The organism is Achromobacter sp. FW305-C-30-7, assembly GCF_058783105.1.
Genome location: NZ_JBYSYI010000004.1, coordinates 591511 through 605836 on the forward strand (window position 1 = coordinate 591511; position 14326 = coordinate 605836).

Here is a 14326-nt window from a genome sequence, read left to right on the forward strand (position 1 = left end):
GCCGGGATTCGACTCGTCCTTTTGGAGTACCTGCGTAAAAGTATGACGCGAAAGCGTTCAGCTGGCTTTAAATTTTCCGCATTATGAAATGCCGTACCGCAACATGAAATTTTTCTTGCGACCGGTTAACCTTCTTTCTTAGAATGCCCGCTGATAGGGAACCGACCCAGTAGCAGGTCTCTAGAACACCCCGACCCATGCCTTGCATGGTAGCCCGGATGATCCCGGCTACCATGCAAGGTCCGCGAGTAGATAAATAAGCGGGTGCGGTCACGAACAAACCCAATAGGAGACACACGATGTCCTCTTTCGCCCAGGCTGGCGCCGTGCAGGCTGCCAACGACGAAGACACCCTTGAAACCCAGGAGTGGCTCGAAGCCCTGGCGGCAGTCCTTGATCGTGAAGGACCGCAGCGCGCCCACTATCTGCTCGAACGCCTGATCGACGAAGCGCGCCGTTCCGGCGCCCATATCCCGTTCTCGCCCAACACCGCCTACGTCAACACGATTCCTCCCGGCCTGGAGCCAGCCCACCCGGGCAACCTGGAACTGGAATCGCGCATCCGCTCGTACGTGCGCTGGAACGCCATGGCCATGGTGGTCAAGGCCAACAAGCACAACCCGCCGGACGGCGGCGACCTGGGCGGCCACATCGCCTCCTTTGCCTCGCTGGCCACCATGATCGGCTGCGGCCAGAACCATTTCTGGCACGCCGAAGACGAAAACCACGGCGGCGACCTGGTGTACTTCCAGGGCCACACCTCGCCCGGCATGTACGGCCGCGCCTACCTCGAAGGCCGCCTGACCGAAGACCAGCTGAACCACTTCCGCCAGGAAGTGGACGGCAAGGGCCTGTCCTCGTACCCGCATCCGAAGCTGATGCCGGACTTCTGGCAGTTCCCGACCGTATCGATGGGCCTGGGCCCGCTGATGGCCATCTACCAGGCCCGTTTCCTGAAGTACCTGCACGCCCGCGGCATCGCCGACACCAGCAATCGCAAGGTCTGGGTGTTCTGCGGCGACGGCGAAATGGACGAGCCCGAATCGCTGGGCGCCATCGCCCTGGCCGCGCGCGAAAAACTGGACAACCTGATTTTCGTCATCAACTGCAACCTGCAGCGCCTGGACGGTCCGGTGCGCGGCAATGGCAAGATCATCCAGGAACTCGAAGGCGACTTCCGCGGCTCGGGCTGGAACGTGATCAAGCTGATCTGGGGCGGCTACTGGGATCCGCTGCTGGCGCACGACAAGGAAGGCATCCTGCGCCAGATCATGGAAGACACGGTCGACGGCGAGTACCAGGCGTACAAGGCCAACGACGGCAAGTTCGTGCGCGAACACTTCTTTGGCAAGCACCCCAAGCTGCTGGAAGCCGTGTCGCGCATGAGCGACGAAGACATCTGGCGCCTGAACCGCGGCGGCCATGACCCCCACAAGGTGTACGCCGCGTTCAACGCCGCCGCCACCCACGAGGGCCAGCCCACCGTCATCCTGGCCAAGACCATCAAGGGCTACGGCATGGGCCACGTCGGCCAGGCCAAGAACCCGACCCACCAGCAGAAGAAGCTGGAGCTGGACTCGATCCGCGAATTCCGCGACCGTTTCGGCATCCCGATCCCGGACGACAAGCTGGAAGACCTGCCGTACTTCAAGCCGGCCGAAGACTCGCCCGAAATGAAGTACCTGCACGAGCGCCGCGCCGCGCTGGGCGGCTACCTGCCGCGCCGCCGCGCCAAGGCCGACGAACACCTCAAGGCCCCGGCGCTGGACGCCTTCAAGGCCGTGCTGGAGCCCACCGCCGAAGGCCGTGAAATCTCCACCACCCAAGCCTTCGTGCGCATCCTGAACCAGGTGCTGCGCGACAAGGAACTGGGTCCGCGCGTCGTGCCGATCCTGGCCGACGAATCGCGCACCTTCGGCATGGAAGGCCTGTTCCGCCAGATCGGCATTTACGCGCCGGAAGGCCAGAAGTACACCCCGGTCGACAAGGACCAGGTCATGTACTACAAGGAAGCGGCCGACGGCCAGCTCCTGCAGGAAGGCATCAACGAAGCGGGCGCGATGAGCTCCTGGATTGCGGCGGCCACGTCGTACTCCTCGAACAATCGCATCATGATCCCGTTCTTCATCTATTACTCGATGTTCGGGTTCCAGCGCATCGGCGATCTGGCCTGGGCCGCCGGCGACATGCAGGCGCGCGGCTTCCTGCTGGGCGGCACCGCCGGGCGCACCACGCTCAACGGCGAAGGCCTGCAGCACGAAGACGGCCACAGCCACATCCTGGCGTCGACCATCCCGAACTGCGTCTCGTACGACCCGACCTTCGGCCATGAACTGGCCGTGATCATCCAGCATGGCTTGAAGCGCATGGTGGAAGACCAGGAAAACGTCTACTACTACCTGACGGTGATGAACGAAAACTACCCGCAGCCCGGTCTGACCCAGGGCGACGAGGAAGGCATCATCAAGGGCATGTACAAGCTCAAGTCGCACGGCAAGGGCAAGAACCGCGTGCAGCTGATGGGCTCGGGCACGATCCTGCGCGAAGTCATGGCCGCGCAGGAACTGCTGGAAGCCGACTGGGGCGTGGCCTCGGACCTGTGGAGCGTCACCAGCTTCACGGAACTGCGCCGCAACGGCCTGGACGCCGAACGCCACAACATGCTGCACCCCGACGAGAAGAAGCCGCAGGTGGCTTACGTCACGGAACAGCTGGCCAAGACCGAAGGCCCGATCATCGCGTCGACCGACTACATGAAGCTCTTCGCCGACCAGATCCGTCCGTTCGTGCCCAAGGGCCGCGAATACAAGGTGCTGGGCACCGACGGTTTCGGCCGCTCGGATTTCCGCTCGAAGCTGCGCGAGCACTTCGAAGTGGACCGCCACTTCGTCGTGGTCGCCGCGCTGCGCGCGCTGGCCGACGAAGGCAAGGTGCCGGTCGCCAAGGTGGCCGAAGCCATCAAGAAGTACGGCATCAATCCGAACAAAGCCAACCCGCAATACGCCTGAGGGTAAAGAGACATGAGCAACATCGTGCAAATCAAGGTTCCCGACATTGGCGACTTCAAGGAAGTGGAAGTCATCGAAGTGCTGGTGGCGGTGGGCGACACGATCAAGGCCGAACAAAGCCTGATTACCGTCGAATCCGACAAGGCCTCGATGGAAATCCCCGCGTCGCAAGGCGGCGTGGTGAAGTCGATCAGCGTGAAGGTGGGCGACAAGGTTGCCGAAGGCACGGTCGTGCTGGAAGTGGAAGCGGCGGGCGAGGCTGCGGCCCCCGCGGCTGCGCCGGCCAAGGCAGAGGCTCCCAAGGCCGAAGCCAAGGCTGCCCCGCAGCCGGCCGCCGCCGCTCCGGCTGCTCCGGCTGCCGCCAGCGGTCCGGTCAACATCGAAGTGCCTGACATCGGCGACTTCAAGGAAGTCGAAGTCATCGAAATCATGGTCGCCGTGGGCGACACCATCAAGGCCGAGCAAAGCCTGATTACCGTCGAGTCCGACAAGGCCTCGATGGAAATCCCCGCCTCGCAAGGCGGCGTGGTCAAGGAAGTGAAGGTCAAGGTCGGCGACAAGGTCGCCAAGGGCTCGGTCGTGGTCGTGGTGGAGGGCGCTGCGCCCGCCGCCGCTGCCGCCGCGCCGGCTCCGGCCGCCAAGGCCGAAGCTGCTGCCGCGCCCGCGGCCAAGGCCGAGGTTGCGCCGGCGCCTGCCGCGCAGCGTCCGGCTCCCGCCGCCGCGCAGCGTCCGGCTCCCGCCGCCGCGCTCGAAGACGCCAACCTCAAGCCCGGTCAATTGCCGCACGCATCGCCCTCGGTGCGCAAGTTCGCGCGCGAACTGGGTGTGAACCTGAGCAAGGTCAAGGGCTCCGGTCCCAAGGACCGCATCACCGCCGACGACGTGCGCGGTTTCGTCAAGCAGGCGCTGGCCGCCGGCCCGACGGCCGCCGCGGGCGGTTCGGCCGATGGCGCCGCGCTGGGCTTGCTGCCGTGGCCCAAGGTCGACTTCACCAAGTTCGGCCCGATCGAAGCCAAGCCGCTGTCGCGCATCAAGAAGATCTCCGGCGCGAACCTGCACCGCAACTGGGTCATGATCCCGCACGTCACCAACAACGACGAAGCGGACATCACCGACCTGGAAGCGCTGCGCGTCACGCTGAACAAGGAAAACGAGAAGTCGGGCATCAAGGTCACGATGCTGGCCTTCCTGATCAAGGCCGTGGTCGCGGCCCTGAAGAAATTCCCCGAGTTCAACGCCTCGCTGGACGGCGACAACCTGGTGCTCAAGCAGTACTACCACATCGGCTTTGCCGCCGACACGCCCAACGGGCTGGTGGTGCCGGTGATCCGCGATGCCGACAAGAAGGGCATTCTGCAGATCGCCCAGGAAATGACCGACCTGTCCAAGAAGGCGCGCGATGGCAAGATCTCGCCCTCCGAAATGCAGGGCGGCTGCTTCTCGATCTCGTCCCTGGGCGGCATCGGCGGCACCTCGTTCACCCCCATCATCAACGCTCCTGAAGTGGCGATCCTGGGCGTGTCGCGGTCCGCGCACAAGCCCGTGTGGGACGGCAAGCAGTTCGTGCCGCGCCTGATCGTGCCGCTGTCGCTGTCGTACGACCACCGCGTCATCGACGGCGCCTCCGCCGCGCGCTTCAACGCCTATCTGGGCGCCTTGCTGGCCGACTTCCGCCGCATCGCGCTGTAAACGGGGAGCCCTATGAGCAATACCGTTCAAATCAAAGTGCCGGACATCGGCGACTTCAAGGAAGTGGAAGTCATCGAAGTGCTGGTCGCCGTGGGCGACACGATCAAGCCCGAGCAGAGCCTGATCACCGTCGAGTCCGACAAGGCCTCGATGGAAATCCCCGCGTCGCAGGGCGGCGTGGTGAAGTCCATCAACGTGAAGGTCGGCGACAAGGTTGCCGAAGGCACGGTCGTGCTGGAAGTGGAAGCTGCTGCGGGTGCCGCCGCAGCCGCCGCGCCCACCGCCAAGGAAGCCCCGAAGGCTGCCGAGGCGCCCAAGCAGGCCGCTGCGACTCCGGCCGCCGCGCCTGCTGCCGCGCCCGCCGCGGCCAGCTTCAAGGGCTCGGCCGACGGCGAGTACGACATGCTGGTGCTGGGCGCCGGCCCCGGCGGCTACTCCGCCGCCTTCCGCGCCGCCGACCTGGGCCTGTCCGTGGTCCTGGTGGAGCGCTACGACACCCTGGGCGGCGTCTGCCTGAACGTGGGCTGCATTCCGTCCAAGGCGCTGCTGCACAACGCTGCCATCATCGACGAAGCCCGCGAACTGGCTGCCCACGGCATCAGCTTCGGCGAGCCCAAGATCGACCTGGACAAGCTGCGCGGCTACAAGGACAGCGTGGTCGCCAAGCTGACCGGCGGCCTCGCCGGCATGGCCAAGGCGCGCAAGGTCACCGTGGTGCATGGCGTGGGCGAATTTGCCGACCCCAACCACCTGACCGTCAAGGCCGCCGACGGCAAGACCCAGACCCTGCGCTTCAAGCAAGCCATCATCGCCGCCGGCAGCCAGTCGGTGAAGCTGCCGTTCCTGCCCCAGGACGACCGCATCGTCGACTCCACCGGCGCCTTGCTGCTGCGTGAAGTGCCCAAGAAGATGCTCATCGTCGGCGGCGGCATCATCGGCCTGGAAATGGGCACGGTGTACTCCACGCTGGGCGCGCGCCTGGACGTGGTGGAAATGCTGGACGGCCTGATGCAGGGCGCCGACCGCGACCTGGTCAAGGTATGGCAGAAGAAGAACGCCTACCGCTTCGACAACATCATGTTGAAGACCAAGACCGTGGGCGCGGAAGCCAAGAAGGACGGCATCTACGTCAGCTTCGAAGGCGAAGGCGCTCCCAAGGAGCCGCAACGCTACGATCTGGTGCTGCAGGCCGTGGGCCGCAGCCCCAACGGCAAGAAGATCGGCGCCGACAAGGCTGGCATCGCCGTGACCGACCGCGGTTTTATCGAGGTCGATCGCCAGATGCGCACCAACGTGCCGCACATCTACGCCATCGGCGACATCGTCGGCCAGCCGATGCTGGCCCACAAGGCGGTGCATGAAGGCCACGTTGCCGCCGAAGCCGCCGCAGGCCAGAAGTCCTTCTTCGACGCCCGCGTCATTCCGTCGGTGGCCTACACCGATCCGGAAGTGGCCTGGGTCGGCCTGACCGAGGACGAAGCCAAGAAGCAGGGCATCAAGATCGAGAAGGGCGTGTTCCCCTGGGCCGCCTCCGGCCGCGCCATCGCCAATGGCCGCGACGAAGGCTTCACCAAGCTCATCTTCGACGCGGAAACGCATCGCATCCTGGGCGGCAGCATCGTCGGCACCCACGCCGGCGACCTGATCAGCGAACTGGCCCTGGCCGTGGAAATGGGCGCGGACGTCGTCGACATCGCCAAGACCATCCACCCGCACCCGACCCTGGGTGAATCGGTGGGCATGGCCGCGGAAGTCGCCGAAGGCGTCTGCACCGACTTGCCGCCGATGAAGAAGAAGTAAGGCGCAAGGGCGGCCATGCCGCCCGCGCAATGCAAAAGCGCCGGCCCTGGATAGGGACCGGCGCTTTTTTTGTGCGCGTACGGCGCGGGACGTTCAGGCGTGCGTGTCGATGCGCGAACCCAGCGTCGCGTCCACGGCCAGCACGGGTAGCGACTGCATCAACGTCAGGGCCGTGTCCGCCTGGGCATTGAGGGCCTTTTTCAGCACGCGGGTCTGCACTTCCTGCATGAGGTTCGCGTCCTGCATGGCCAGGGCGGTATTGACGGTACTGCTGATCGATGCGTCCATGCTGGATGTCCTAGTGTGTGGAAGGCGGCTCAAACCGACACCGGATTATCGCGTGGACGGCGCTGTAATGCACGAGTTTCGTGACCGAAAACGCCCGCGCTCACGCAGCGACCGTAATCCCCGGCGCATGCGTGCGCCGCGCGGGTTCGACCACGATCTCTACATGCTGATCCAGCGACACCAAGGCCCGCATCAAACGCTCCAGCGAGATGTTCTGCAGCTTGTAGCGACGAATCTGCGAAACCTTGGGCTGGGTCATGCCCGTAAGCGCAGCGGCTTCGATCTGGCTGATCCCCCGCTGATCGATCAATTCATTGAGCTTGAGCGCCAACGCCGCCTTGGCCGACAGTTCCGCGGCATCTTCGAAACCCAGGTCCAGCAAGACGTTGTTGGTGCCTGGAGAATGTTCTTTACGTGTCATGGCTTGCTCCCGCCGGATTCGTACCGGGCCAGTACTGCCTTCAAGCGCTTCTGGATAAGCGTGATATCCGGCTGTGGCGTGGCGATGCCGGACTTGGACTTCTTCTGGAAAGCGTGCAGTACGTGGACGGCGTCAACCACTCGCACGGTATAGACCGCCCGGAAGGTATCGCCAAGGTAGTCATCGACCAGCTCGTACACTCGCGGGCCCAATCCCTTCCATGGTTTGGCCGTGACCGGCATGCCACCCAGCTGGACGACGAACAGGGCGACACCCATATCCTTCTGGACGTCGATGGGAAATTTCTTGAAGTCCTTCTTGGCGGATCCTTCCCAGTACAGCAGCTTTCTTTCCATGATTATATCCGTTCGGATATATGTCTCAAGTCCTCAGAGCTTTGCTACGGGCGGCGCATTCCGGGTGGGCGCGCCGCGTCAGGTCGTGGTGGATGCGCGACGAATATCGGTAGGGGCGTTGCCATGGCTGCGCGGACGGGGTTGGGCAGCAGGCAGGATAGGCCTGCGAGGACTGGCGCGGTTGTATAGAGGGATCGTTTCAGCACGCGGGTGCAGGTCGGCACAGGCCCGCCAGCGGTCGAGGGCGTCAATGCGATGGCGCTCCATCTTCGTTCCGGATAGCCATCAAATCGCCCAGCCTTGAAATGAAGCCTGCGGCCTCAAGGCCGGTGCGGGCATTCCTTGATCGTGCCCCAAGCCCGATGCGGCTCGCAGTATTGCTTGCGTGCCGCCCAGGCGCAATCCGGACGTTCGAAAAAGCCCAGCGTTGCGCAACGTGCCAATTCGCCCTTCAATTCGCCGACCCAGGCCAGCGGATCCTGCGCGGGAATCTCGGTGATTCGCAAAGTGGACAGGGGGGCGGAGGCTGGTGCTTCCGCTGTTTGCTCGACAGGGCGTGGCGCGGTGGCGTGTTCCTGGTCAGCGGGAGCGGCCGGTTGAGATTGACCGGGGGCGTGCTCCGGGGCAACGACCGCTACGGTCGCGGAATCCGGCGGCGCAGTTGCCGGCGCTGTTTCCGATGGGGCGGGCGCTTGTTCGAGCGTGGCCGGCACGGGATTCGAGGGAACCGGCTCGGGTGCGGCCTCCAGGGCGGGCAACGGCGCTAGTGGCATTCGTACCGGGCCGGCCGCGGTCGAACCCGAGCGCGGAGTATTCGGCGAAGTCCATGACACGACCAGCAGCACCAATGCGCCGTAAATGGCAAGCGTGTAGAGCACAGTCAGGGTGGCACAGCCTAGCCGCTTCCCGCTGATCGGCCGCGAACTTTCGCGTCTCAGCAGTCTGCGCCAACCCATCAGCGCTGCGCCGGGGGCCGAAATCAGCGACCAGCCGAGCCGCCGGACCAGTCCGGGCTTGCGAGAAGGGAGGGCGGCCTCTGCCTGGGCGGCCAGCAATTCGCGCAGGGCGCGGTTTTCTTCACGTAACTGGAACGTCGGGTCCACCGGCGCCTGAGCGTGTGGATCCGGGGAGCTGTCATGCTGAGTAGCGAGCGGATCTGGAGGCGTGGCGGTCATGATTCTGAAAAAAAATGATACAAACTCTGCGGCGCCAATTATGCCCGCGAGGCTGGCCAGGCAAAAAAAAGAACAAGCATGCAAAAGGCCGTCAGTCTTGTTGCGTAAGTGGGCAGCGGCTGCCCGGCCATTACGCAAGAACCGGCGAAAAAGCCCGTCATTTCGCCCATTTCCGCCCTTAGACCCGCTGCTATGCTCCCCCGCTATTACCTTGCCCGTGGAGTACGGATTGAACGCGCCTGACCGAGTCCCTGAAGACTCATTCGCCATAGACTTGGCTCCTCCCGTGACCGATCCGGCCATCAGCTATCTATGTTCGCCCGGCCAACTGCGGGCTGCGGCTTTCCTCTACGGAATGGAAACCGTGCCGCTGGAACGGGCGCGTGTGCTGGAACTCGGTTGCGGCGCGGGCAGCAATCTCATGCCCTTTGCGGCTGCCTACCCCCAGGCGCAGGTGGTCGGCGTGGATCCCGACGCGCGCCGAATCGAAGCCGGCCGCCGCGCTGCGGCGTCTATCGGACTGGACAATCTGACTCTGCATGCGCTGCCGTTCGCCGAGATCACCCAGGAATTCGGCGAGTTTGACTACATCATCGCCCACGACGTCTTCAGCACGCTCGATCGGGATGGCGCCAGCGACTTGCTGCGCATCTGTCGCCTGAACCTGGCGTTCGAGGGCGTCGGCCACATCAGTTTCGACGCCTATCCCGGCGCCAAGGCAACCGAGATCGTGCGCGAAGCCGTGTTGATGCATGCGCAGTCGGCAGGCAGCCCCGAAGAGCAGGTGGCGGCGGCGCGCGCGGCGCTGGGCATGTTTACCGACGGCGTTTCCGCCGCCAACCCCTTGGCAGGAGCCCTGCACGAAGCCGCTACCCGTTTCGCCCAGGCGCTCGATGAACAGGGGCCGGCGGGTTTGAGCATGCTCGGACGCCAGCCATACTATTACGCCGAATTCGCCGACATGGCGGCGCAGTTCGGCATGATCTGCGTGGGCGATGTCGAACCGCGCCACGAAATGGCGCCGAACTACGGCACCAACGTGTCGCTGACCCAGAGCCTGCTCGGGTTCGGCAAGCCGCCCGTGCTGCGCCAGCAATACCTGGACTTCTCGGTCGGCAGGGCCTATCGCCGCGCACTGCTGACGCACCACGAACGTGGGCAGGAAGTGCTACCTCGTCCTGACATGACGCGCCTGGCCAAGCTGCGCTGGGCAGGAAGTTTCCGCCGCATTGCCGCCGGCTTGCGCGATCCAAAGCAAGCCCATTTCGTTACGCACGCCAGGCAGACGCTCAGCACGGATGACCGCGTGCAGGAAGCCATTGCGGACGTGCTTGGACATGTCTGGCCGGCTTCCGTATCCGGCGCTGCGCTGGTTCAACACGTGGCGGAAAAGAAGCTGGCGACGGCGATGCCGGCCGAAGAGGCCGTGGGCCGAGCGCTGCAATCCTTGTTCGACAATGGCATCGGTCGCTACAGCGTGGACAAGACGCCCTACGACCAGGCTGGCGCCTTGCGGCTCGTCCCTGGCGTGCTGGCGGCGGTTGACGGCAGTGCGCCGCTGTTCAACTTGTGGCATGAAACGGTGGCCGCGCCGTTCGCCTCGAACGACATCCCGGCATTGAGGCGCCTGGCGGACGGCGCTGCGGCGCAGGACTTGCGCGAGCAGGTGCAGATTGAAGCCATGCCCATGATGTTCAGTTCGGCCGGCGACTTCCTGGCGCCGACGCAGCAGGATGAGCCCGGCGTCTTCAAGGCCGCCGTCGACGGCCTGTTGGACCATTTGAAGCATTTCGGCCTGATCGTGTCGGATGCGCAGAGTTGGTGCGCGTATCTGGAAGACGCGCTGCGCGAATCCGATGGTCGGGGGCCATATTGGAGTCTCTATATCGACGCGCTGGCGCGGCGCAATTTTGAACAGCGCCGGGCAGGCGGCCTGCCGACGGCGGGCCGCGCCCAGGCGGTCAGCAAGTCGGTGCTCAAGGAAGCGCACGATTTGGCGACGCAGTTGAACGCCAGGCGCGATGGCGATTTCGAGGCGCGGGCCCGCGACCTGGTCAAGCGCGCGCCGGATTACGGCTCGGCCTGGGAAGTGCTCGGTACGGTGTTGCGCGAAACCGGCAAGGCGGACGAATCGCTGGGCGCCTTCCTGGGCGCGCTGCGGGCAGGAGGCGAAGATGCGGATTGCTATGTCGCAATGGCCATGTCCCTGCGCGCATTGCGACGTCCGGTGGAACTGGACGCCGCCTGCCGCCGCGCGCTGGAGCTGGTCCCGGATCATCCCCAGGCCCTGAACGTACTGGCGAATTGCTATCGCAGCGCCGCCCGGTTCCATGAGGCCGTTGCCACGTTCCGACGCATCCTTGAGCTCAATCCGGACAGTATCGAAGCGTGCGGAAACCTGGGTGTGGCCCTGGCGGACATGGGGGATTTCGCTGGCGCGGAAGAGCAGTATCTGCGCGTGCTGGCCGCCCAGCCCGACAGCCCGACCGTGCAGAACGCATACTTTTTCGGTATGAACTATTTTCCGGATCGAACCCCGGAAGAGATTTTCGAAATCTACCGTTCGTACGACGAGCGTCTATGCGCGCCGCACCGGGCATTTTGGAAACCCCATGGGAATATGCGGAATCCGGACCGGAAATTGCGCATCGGCTATGTCTCGCCGGATTTCCGCAACCACCCGGTGCGCCTGTTCCTGGCGCCTTTGATGGCCCAGCACGACAAGTCGGCGTTCGAAGTTTACGCGTATGCCCAACTGGACCAGGAAGACGAAGGCACCGCACAGTTCAAGGACTATGCCGATCACTGGTTGAGGACCAATGGCCTGTCGCATGACGCGCTGGCGCAGCGCATACGCGATGACCAGATCGATGTGCTGGTGGACCTGGCCGGCCACACTTCGCATAACCGCTTGGCCACTTTCGCGCGCAGGCCGGCGCCCGTGCAGGTGACCTGGCTGGGTTTCGGCTGCACGACCGGCCTGTCCGCCATCGACTACATCCTGATGGATGACGAGATGGCGCCACCTGGAACCGACCATCTGTTCGTCGAAAAGCCGTGGCGCCTGGACAAGACGAACTTCGCGTACCGGCCGAAGGTGGGCATGGGCGAGGTTTCCGATCTGCCGGCGTTGAGCAATGGCCACGTCCGCTTTGTCACGCTGTCCCGAGCGATCCGCTTCAACTACCGGGTCGTGCGCGCCTGGGCGGAGATCTTGCGCCGGGTGCCGGGTTCGTGCCTGGTGGTCGACAGCAACAGCTATTTCTCCGAGCGGATGCGTAGCGACCTGCTTCAGGCCTTCGGCCGGCACGGTATCGACCCGGACCGGCTGGAAATCGGGTTCCATTCGCCGCCCTGGGACGTGCTGCGCGGCGCGGACATCACGCTGGACTGCTTTCCGCACAATTCGGGCACGACCCTGTTCGAGAGCCTCTACATGGGCCTGCCGTACGTGACCTTGGCCGGCCCCCTGGGCGTCGGCCGGATCGGGGCTTCGACGCTGTCGGGCCTGGGGCGGCGCGAATGGATCGCGCAGACGGAAGCCGAGTACGTGGAAAAAGTGGTGGCAATGGCCAGCGACATCCCCGAGCTGGCGCGCATACGCGCCGGCTTGCGCCAGGAAATGCAGGCCAGCGCCTTGATGGATGAAACCGGCTTCGCCCGCAAGGTCGAGCAAGCCTATCGCGACATGTTCAAAAAGTGGTGTGAAGGATCCGTATGAAGGCCGTCATTCTCGCGGGGGGGCTGGGTACCCGCATTTCCGAAGAAACCCACGTCAAGCCCAAGCCGATGGTCGAGATCGGCGGTCGCCCGATACTGTGGCACATCATGAAGATGTACTCCGCCCACGGCGTGAATGATTTCATCATTTGCTGCGGCTACAAGGGTTACGTCATCAAGGAATACTTCGCCAATTACTTCCTGCACATGTCGGACGTGACGTTCGACATGGCCAAGAATCAGATGGAAGTGCATCAACGCCATGCGGAGCCGTGGCGCGTGACGCTGGTGGATACCGGCGACGACACCATGACCGGCGGCCGCCTGAAACGCGTCGCCAGCTACGTCAAGGAAGAGGAGGCGTTCTGCTTCACCTATGGCGACGGCGTGGCGGATGTGGACATATCTGCGCTGATCGCCTTCCATCACAAGCATGGCAAGCTGGCGACGGTGACGGCGGTCCAGCCGCCTGGCCGTTATGGCGCGCTGAAGATGGAAGATGACCTGGTCGCCGGGTTCACGGAAAAGCCGCGCGGCGATGGCGGTTTGATCAACGGCGGCTTCTTCGTGCTGTCGCCCAAGGTTCTGCCCCTGATCGAGGCCGACCATATCTCCTGGGAAATGGAACCCCTGGAATCGCTGGCCAAGGGCGGCGACCTGATGGCATTCAAGCACGCGGGCTTCTGGCAGCCGATGGACACGCTGCGCGAAAAACGCATGCTCGAGTCCCTGTGGGAGGCGGGCAAGGCCCCGTGGAGAATGTGGTGAACGTAGCGTCCGGCGCCTTCTGGCACGGCAAACGCGTCCTGCTCACCGGACACACCGGCTTCAAGGGCGGCTGGCTCGCCCTTTGGCTGCACAAGCTCGGGGCGGAGGTCGTAGGCGTGGCGTTGCCGCCCGCCGCGGACCGGCCCAGCCTGTTCGAATCGGCAGCGATCGGCGGCGTGGTCCAGAGCCATTTCTGCGATATCCGGGACGCCCAGGCCTTGGCTGCCATTGTGCGCCAAGCCCGGCCCGAGATCGTGCTGCACCTGGCGGCGCAGCCGCTGGTGCGGGCTAGCTACCGCGAGCCCTTGCAGACCTTCGACACCAACGTCATGGGCACGGCGAACCTGCTGGACGCGTTGCGCGGACTGTCGGAAGTTCGCGTGGCGCTGTGTATTACCACCGACAAGGTCTATCGCAACGAAGAATGGCCGTATCCCTACCGCGAGACGGATGCTTTGGGGGGACATGATCCCTACAGCGCCAGCAAGGCGGCGGCCGAGCTGGTGGCCGCGTGCTACCGCGACGCCTTCCTGCGCCAGCAGGGCGTGGCGCTGGCCACGGCGCGGGCGGGCAATGTGATCGGGGGAGGGGACTGGTCCGAAGACCGGCTGCTGCCCGATGCCGTGCGCGCCTGGCAAGGCGGCGGGGTGTTGGAAATACGCAGTCCGGATTCGGTGCGGCCCTGGCAGCACGTGCTGGAGCCGCTGGCGGGCTACATGCGCCTGGCAGAGGCTCTGTGGACGCGGTCGGAACTGGCCGGTCCGTACAACTTCGGCCCGCCGTCGCAAGACACGGCAACAGTGCGCGAAGTGGTCGAGCTGGCGCGCGAGGCCTATGGCCGAGGCGGCGTGACGTATGGCCAGTCCAGCAACGGTCCGCATGAAGCGGGCCTGCTGGCACTGGATACGGCGCGTTCCCGGACGGTGCTGGGCGTGCAGGCGCGCTGGTCGCTGGCCGCGAGCGTGGCCGAGACGATGCGCTGGTATCGCGCGTACCAGGAAGGGGCCAACGCCCGTGTCCTGTGCGACGCCCAAATTGCGGCGTTTGGGCCGGTCTGAACTGGCTGGCCGCCGCTTCAAGAACACAACGGTTTTAGAGATA

10 protein-coding genes are annotated in these 14326 nt (G+C 64.6%); 6 read left to right on the forward strand and 4 right to left on the reverse strand.

Annotation, left to right across the window (positions count from 1 at the left end):
- Positions 1-299 precede the first annotated feature (299 nt).
- Genes aceE through lpdA form a run of 3 tightly spaced genes read left to right on the forward strand, consistent with a single transcriptional unit; the run spans position 300 to position 6497 of the window.
- Positions 300-3008, forward strand: a complete 2709-nt coding sequence (aceE, locus tag AC3WOB_RS16595; RefSeq protein WP_207472510.1) for a pyruvate dehydrogenase (acetyl-transferring), homodimeric type — start codon at positions 300-302, stop codon at positions 3006-3008.
- Between the two features lie 12 nt (positions 3009-3020).
- Complete coding sequence (aceF, locus tag AC3WOB_RS16600) at positions 3021-4697, forward strand: dihydrolipoyllysine-residue acetyltransferase (protein ID WP_492275641.1); 1677 nt, start codon at positions 3021-3023, stop codon at positions 4695-4697.
- Between the two features lie 12 nt (positions 4698-4709).
- Complete coding sequence (lpdA, locus tag AC3WOB_RS16605; protein WP_492275642.1) at positions 4710-6497, forward strand: dihydrolipoyl dehydrogenase; 1788 nt, start codon at positions 4710-4712, stop codon at positions 6495-6497.
- Positions 6498-6590: 93 nt separating this feature from the next.
- Here lpdA and AC3WOB_RS16610 read toward each other — a convergent pair whose 3' ends face one another.
- The 4 genes from AC3WOB_RS16610 to AC3WOB_RS16625 all read right to left on the reverse strand — a co-directional run bounded on the left by AC3WOB_RS16610 (position 6591) and on the right by AC3WOB_RS16625 (position 8737).
- Positions 6591-6785 carry a YjfB family protein gene (locus AC3WOB_RS16610; protein WP_492275643.1) on the reverse strand — a complete coding sequence of 65 codons (195 nt, stop codon included), beginning with the start codon at positions 6783-6785 and terminating at the stop codon, positions 6591-6593.
- Positions 6786-6885: 100 nt separating this feature from the next.
- Positions 6886-7206 (reverse strand): helix-turn-helix domain-containing protein, encoded by a 321-nt coding sequence (locus AC3WOB_RS16615; RefSeq protein WP_492275644.1) that lies wholly within the window; start codon positions 7204-7206, stop codon positions 6886-6888.
- Positions 7203-7562 carry a type II toxin-antitoxin system RelE/ParE family toxin gene (locus AC3WOB_RS16620; RefSeq protein WP_492275645.1) on the reverse strand — a complete coding sequence of 120 codons (360 nt, stop codon included), beginning with the start codon at positions 7560-7562 and terminating at the stop codon, positions 7203-7205. Before AC3WOB_RS16620 ends, AC3WOB_RS16615 begins: the two co-directional genes overlap by 4 nt.
- 320 nt (positions 7563-7882) lie before the next feature.
- The gene (locus AC3WOB_RS16625; protein ID WP_492275646.1) at positions 7883-8737 is read right to left on the reverse strand and encodes a hypothetical protein; all 855 of its coding nucleotides are present in this window, start codon (positions 8735-8737) and stop codon (positions 7883-7885) included.
- Positions 8738-9023: 286 nt separating this feature from the next.
- On the opposite strand from AC3WOB_RS16625, the gene AC3WOB_RS16630 reads away from it, so the two are divergent.
- Genes AC3WOB_RS16630 through rfbG form a run of 3 tightly spaced genes read left to right on the forward strand, consistent with a single transcriptional unit; the run spans position 9024 to position 14283 of the window.
- Positions 9024-12458, forward strand: a complete 3435-nt coding sequence (locus tag AC3WOB_RS16630; protein ID WP_492275647.1) for an O-linked N-acetylglucosamine transferase family protein — start codon at positions 9024-9026, stop codon at positions 12456-12458.
- Positions 12455-13225 carry a glucose-1-phosphate cytidylyltransferase gene (gene rfbF, locus AC3WOB_RS16635; protein ID WP_492275648.1) on the forward strand — a complete coding sequence of 257 codons (771 nt, stop codon included), beginning with the start codon at positions 12455-12457 and terminating at the stop codon, positions 13223-13225. The genes AC3WOB_RS16630 and rfbF overlap by 4 nt, the downstream gene beginning before the upstream one ends.
- Positions 13222-14283, forward strand: coding sequence for a CDP-glucose 4,6-dehydratase (gene rfbG, locus AC3WOB_RS16640; protein ID WP_492275649.1), 1062 nt, complete (start codon positions 13222-13224; stop codon positions 14281-14283). Before rfbF ends, rfbG begins: the two co-directional genes overlap by 4 nt.
- Positions 14284-14326: the final 43 nt, after the last annotated feature.

Bases quoted from the DNA above. Each gene is read 5' to 3' on its own strand.
- aceE (WP_207472510.1), top strand. From the start codon at position 300: ATGTCCTCTTTCGCCCAGGCTGGCGCCGTGCAGGCTGCCAACGACGAA.
- aceF (WP_492275641.1), top strand. From the start codon at position 3,021: ATGAGCAACATCGTGCAAATCAAGGTTCCCGACATTGGCGACTTCAAG.
- lpdA (WP_492275642.1), top strand. From the start codon at position 4,710: ATGAGCAATACCGTTCAAATCAAAGTGCCGGACATCGGCGACTTCAAG.
- AC3WOB_RS16610 (WP_492275643.1), bottom strand. From the start codon at position 6,785: ATGGACGCATCGATCAGCAGTACCGTCAATACCGCCCTGGCCATGCAG.
- AC3WOB_RS16615 (WP_492275644.1), bottom strand. From the start codon at position 7,206: ATGACACGTAAAGAACATTCTCCAGGCACCAACAACGTCTTGCTGGAC.
- AC3WOB_RS16620 (WP_492275645.1), bottom strand. From the start codon at position 7,562: ATGGAAAGAAAGCTGCTGTACTGGGAAGGATCCGCCAAGAAGGACTTC.
- AC3WOB_RS16625 (WP_492275646.1), bottom strand. From the start codon at position 8,737: ATGACCGCCACGCCTCCAGATCCGCTCGCTACTCAGCATGACAGCTCC.
- rfbF (WP_492275648.1), top strand. From the start codon at position 12,455: ATGAAGGCCGTCATTCTCGCGGGGGGGCTGGGTACCCGCATTTCCGAA.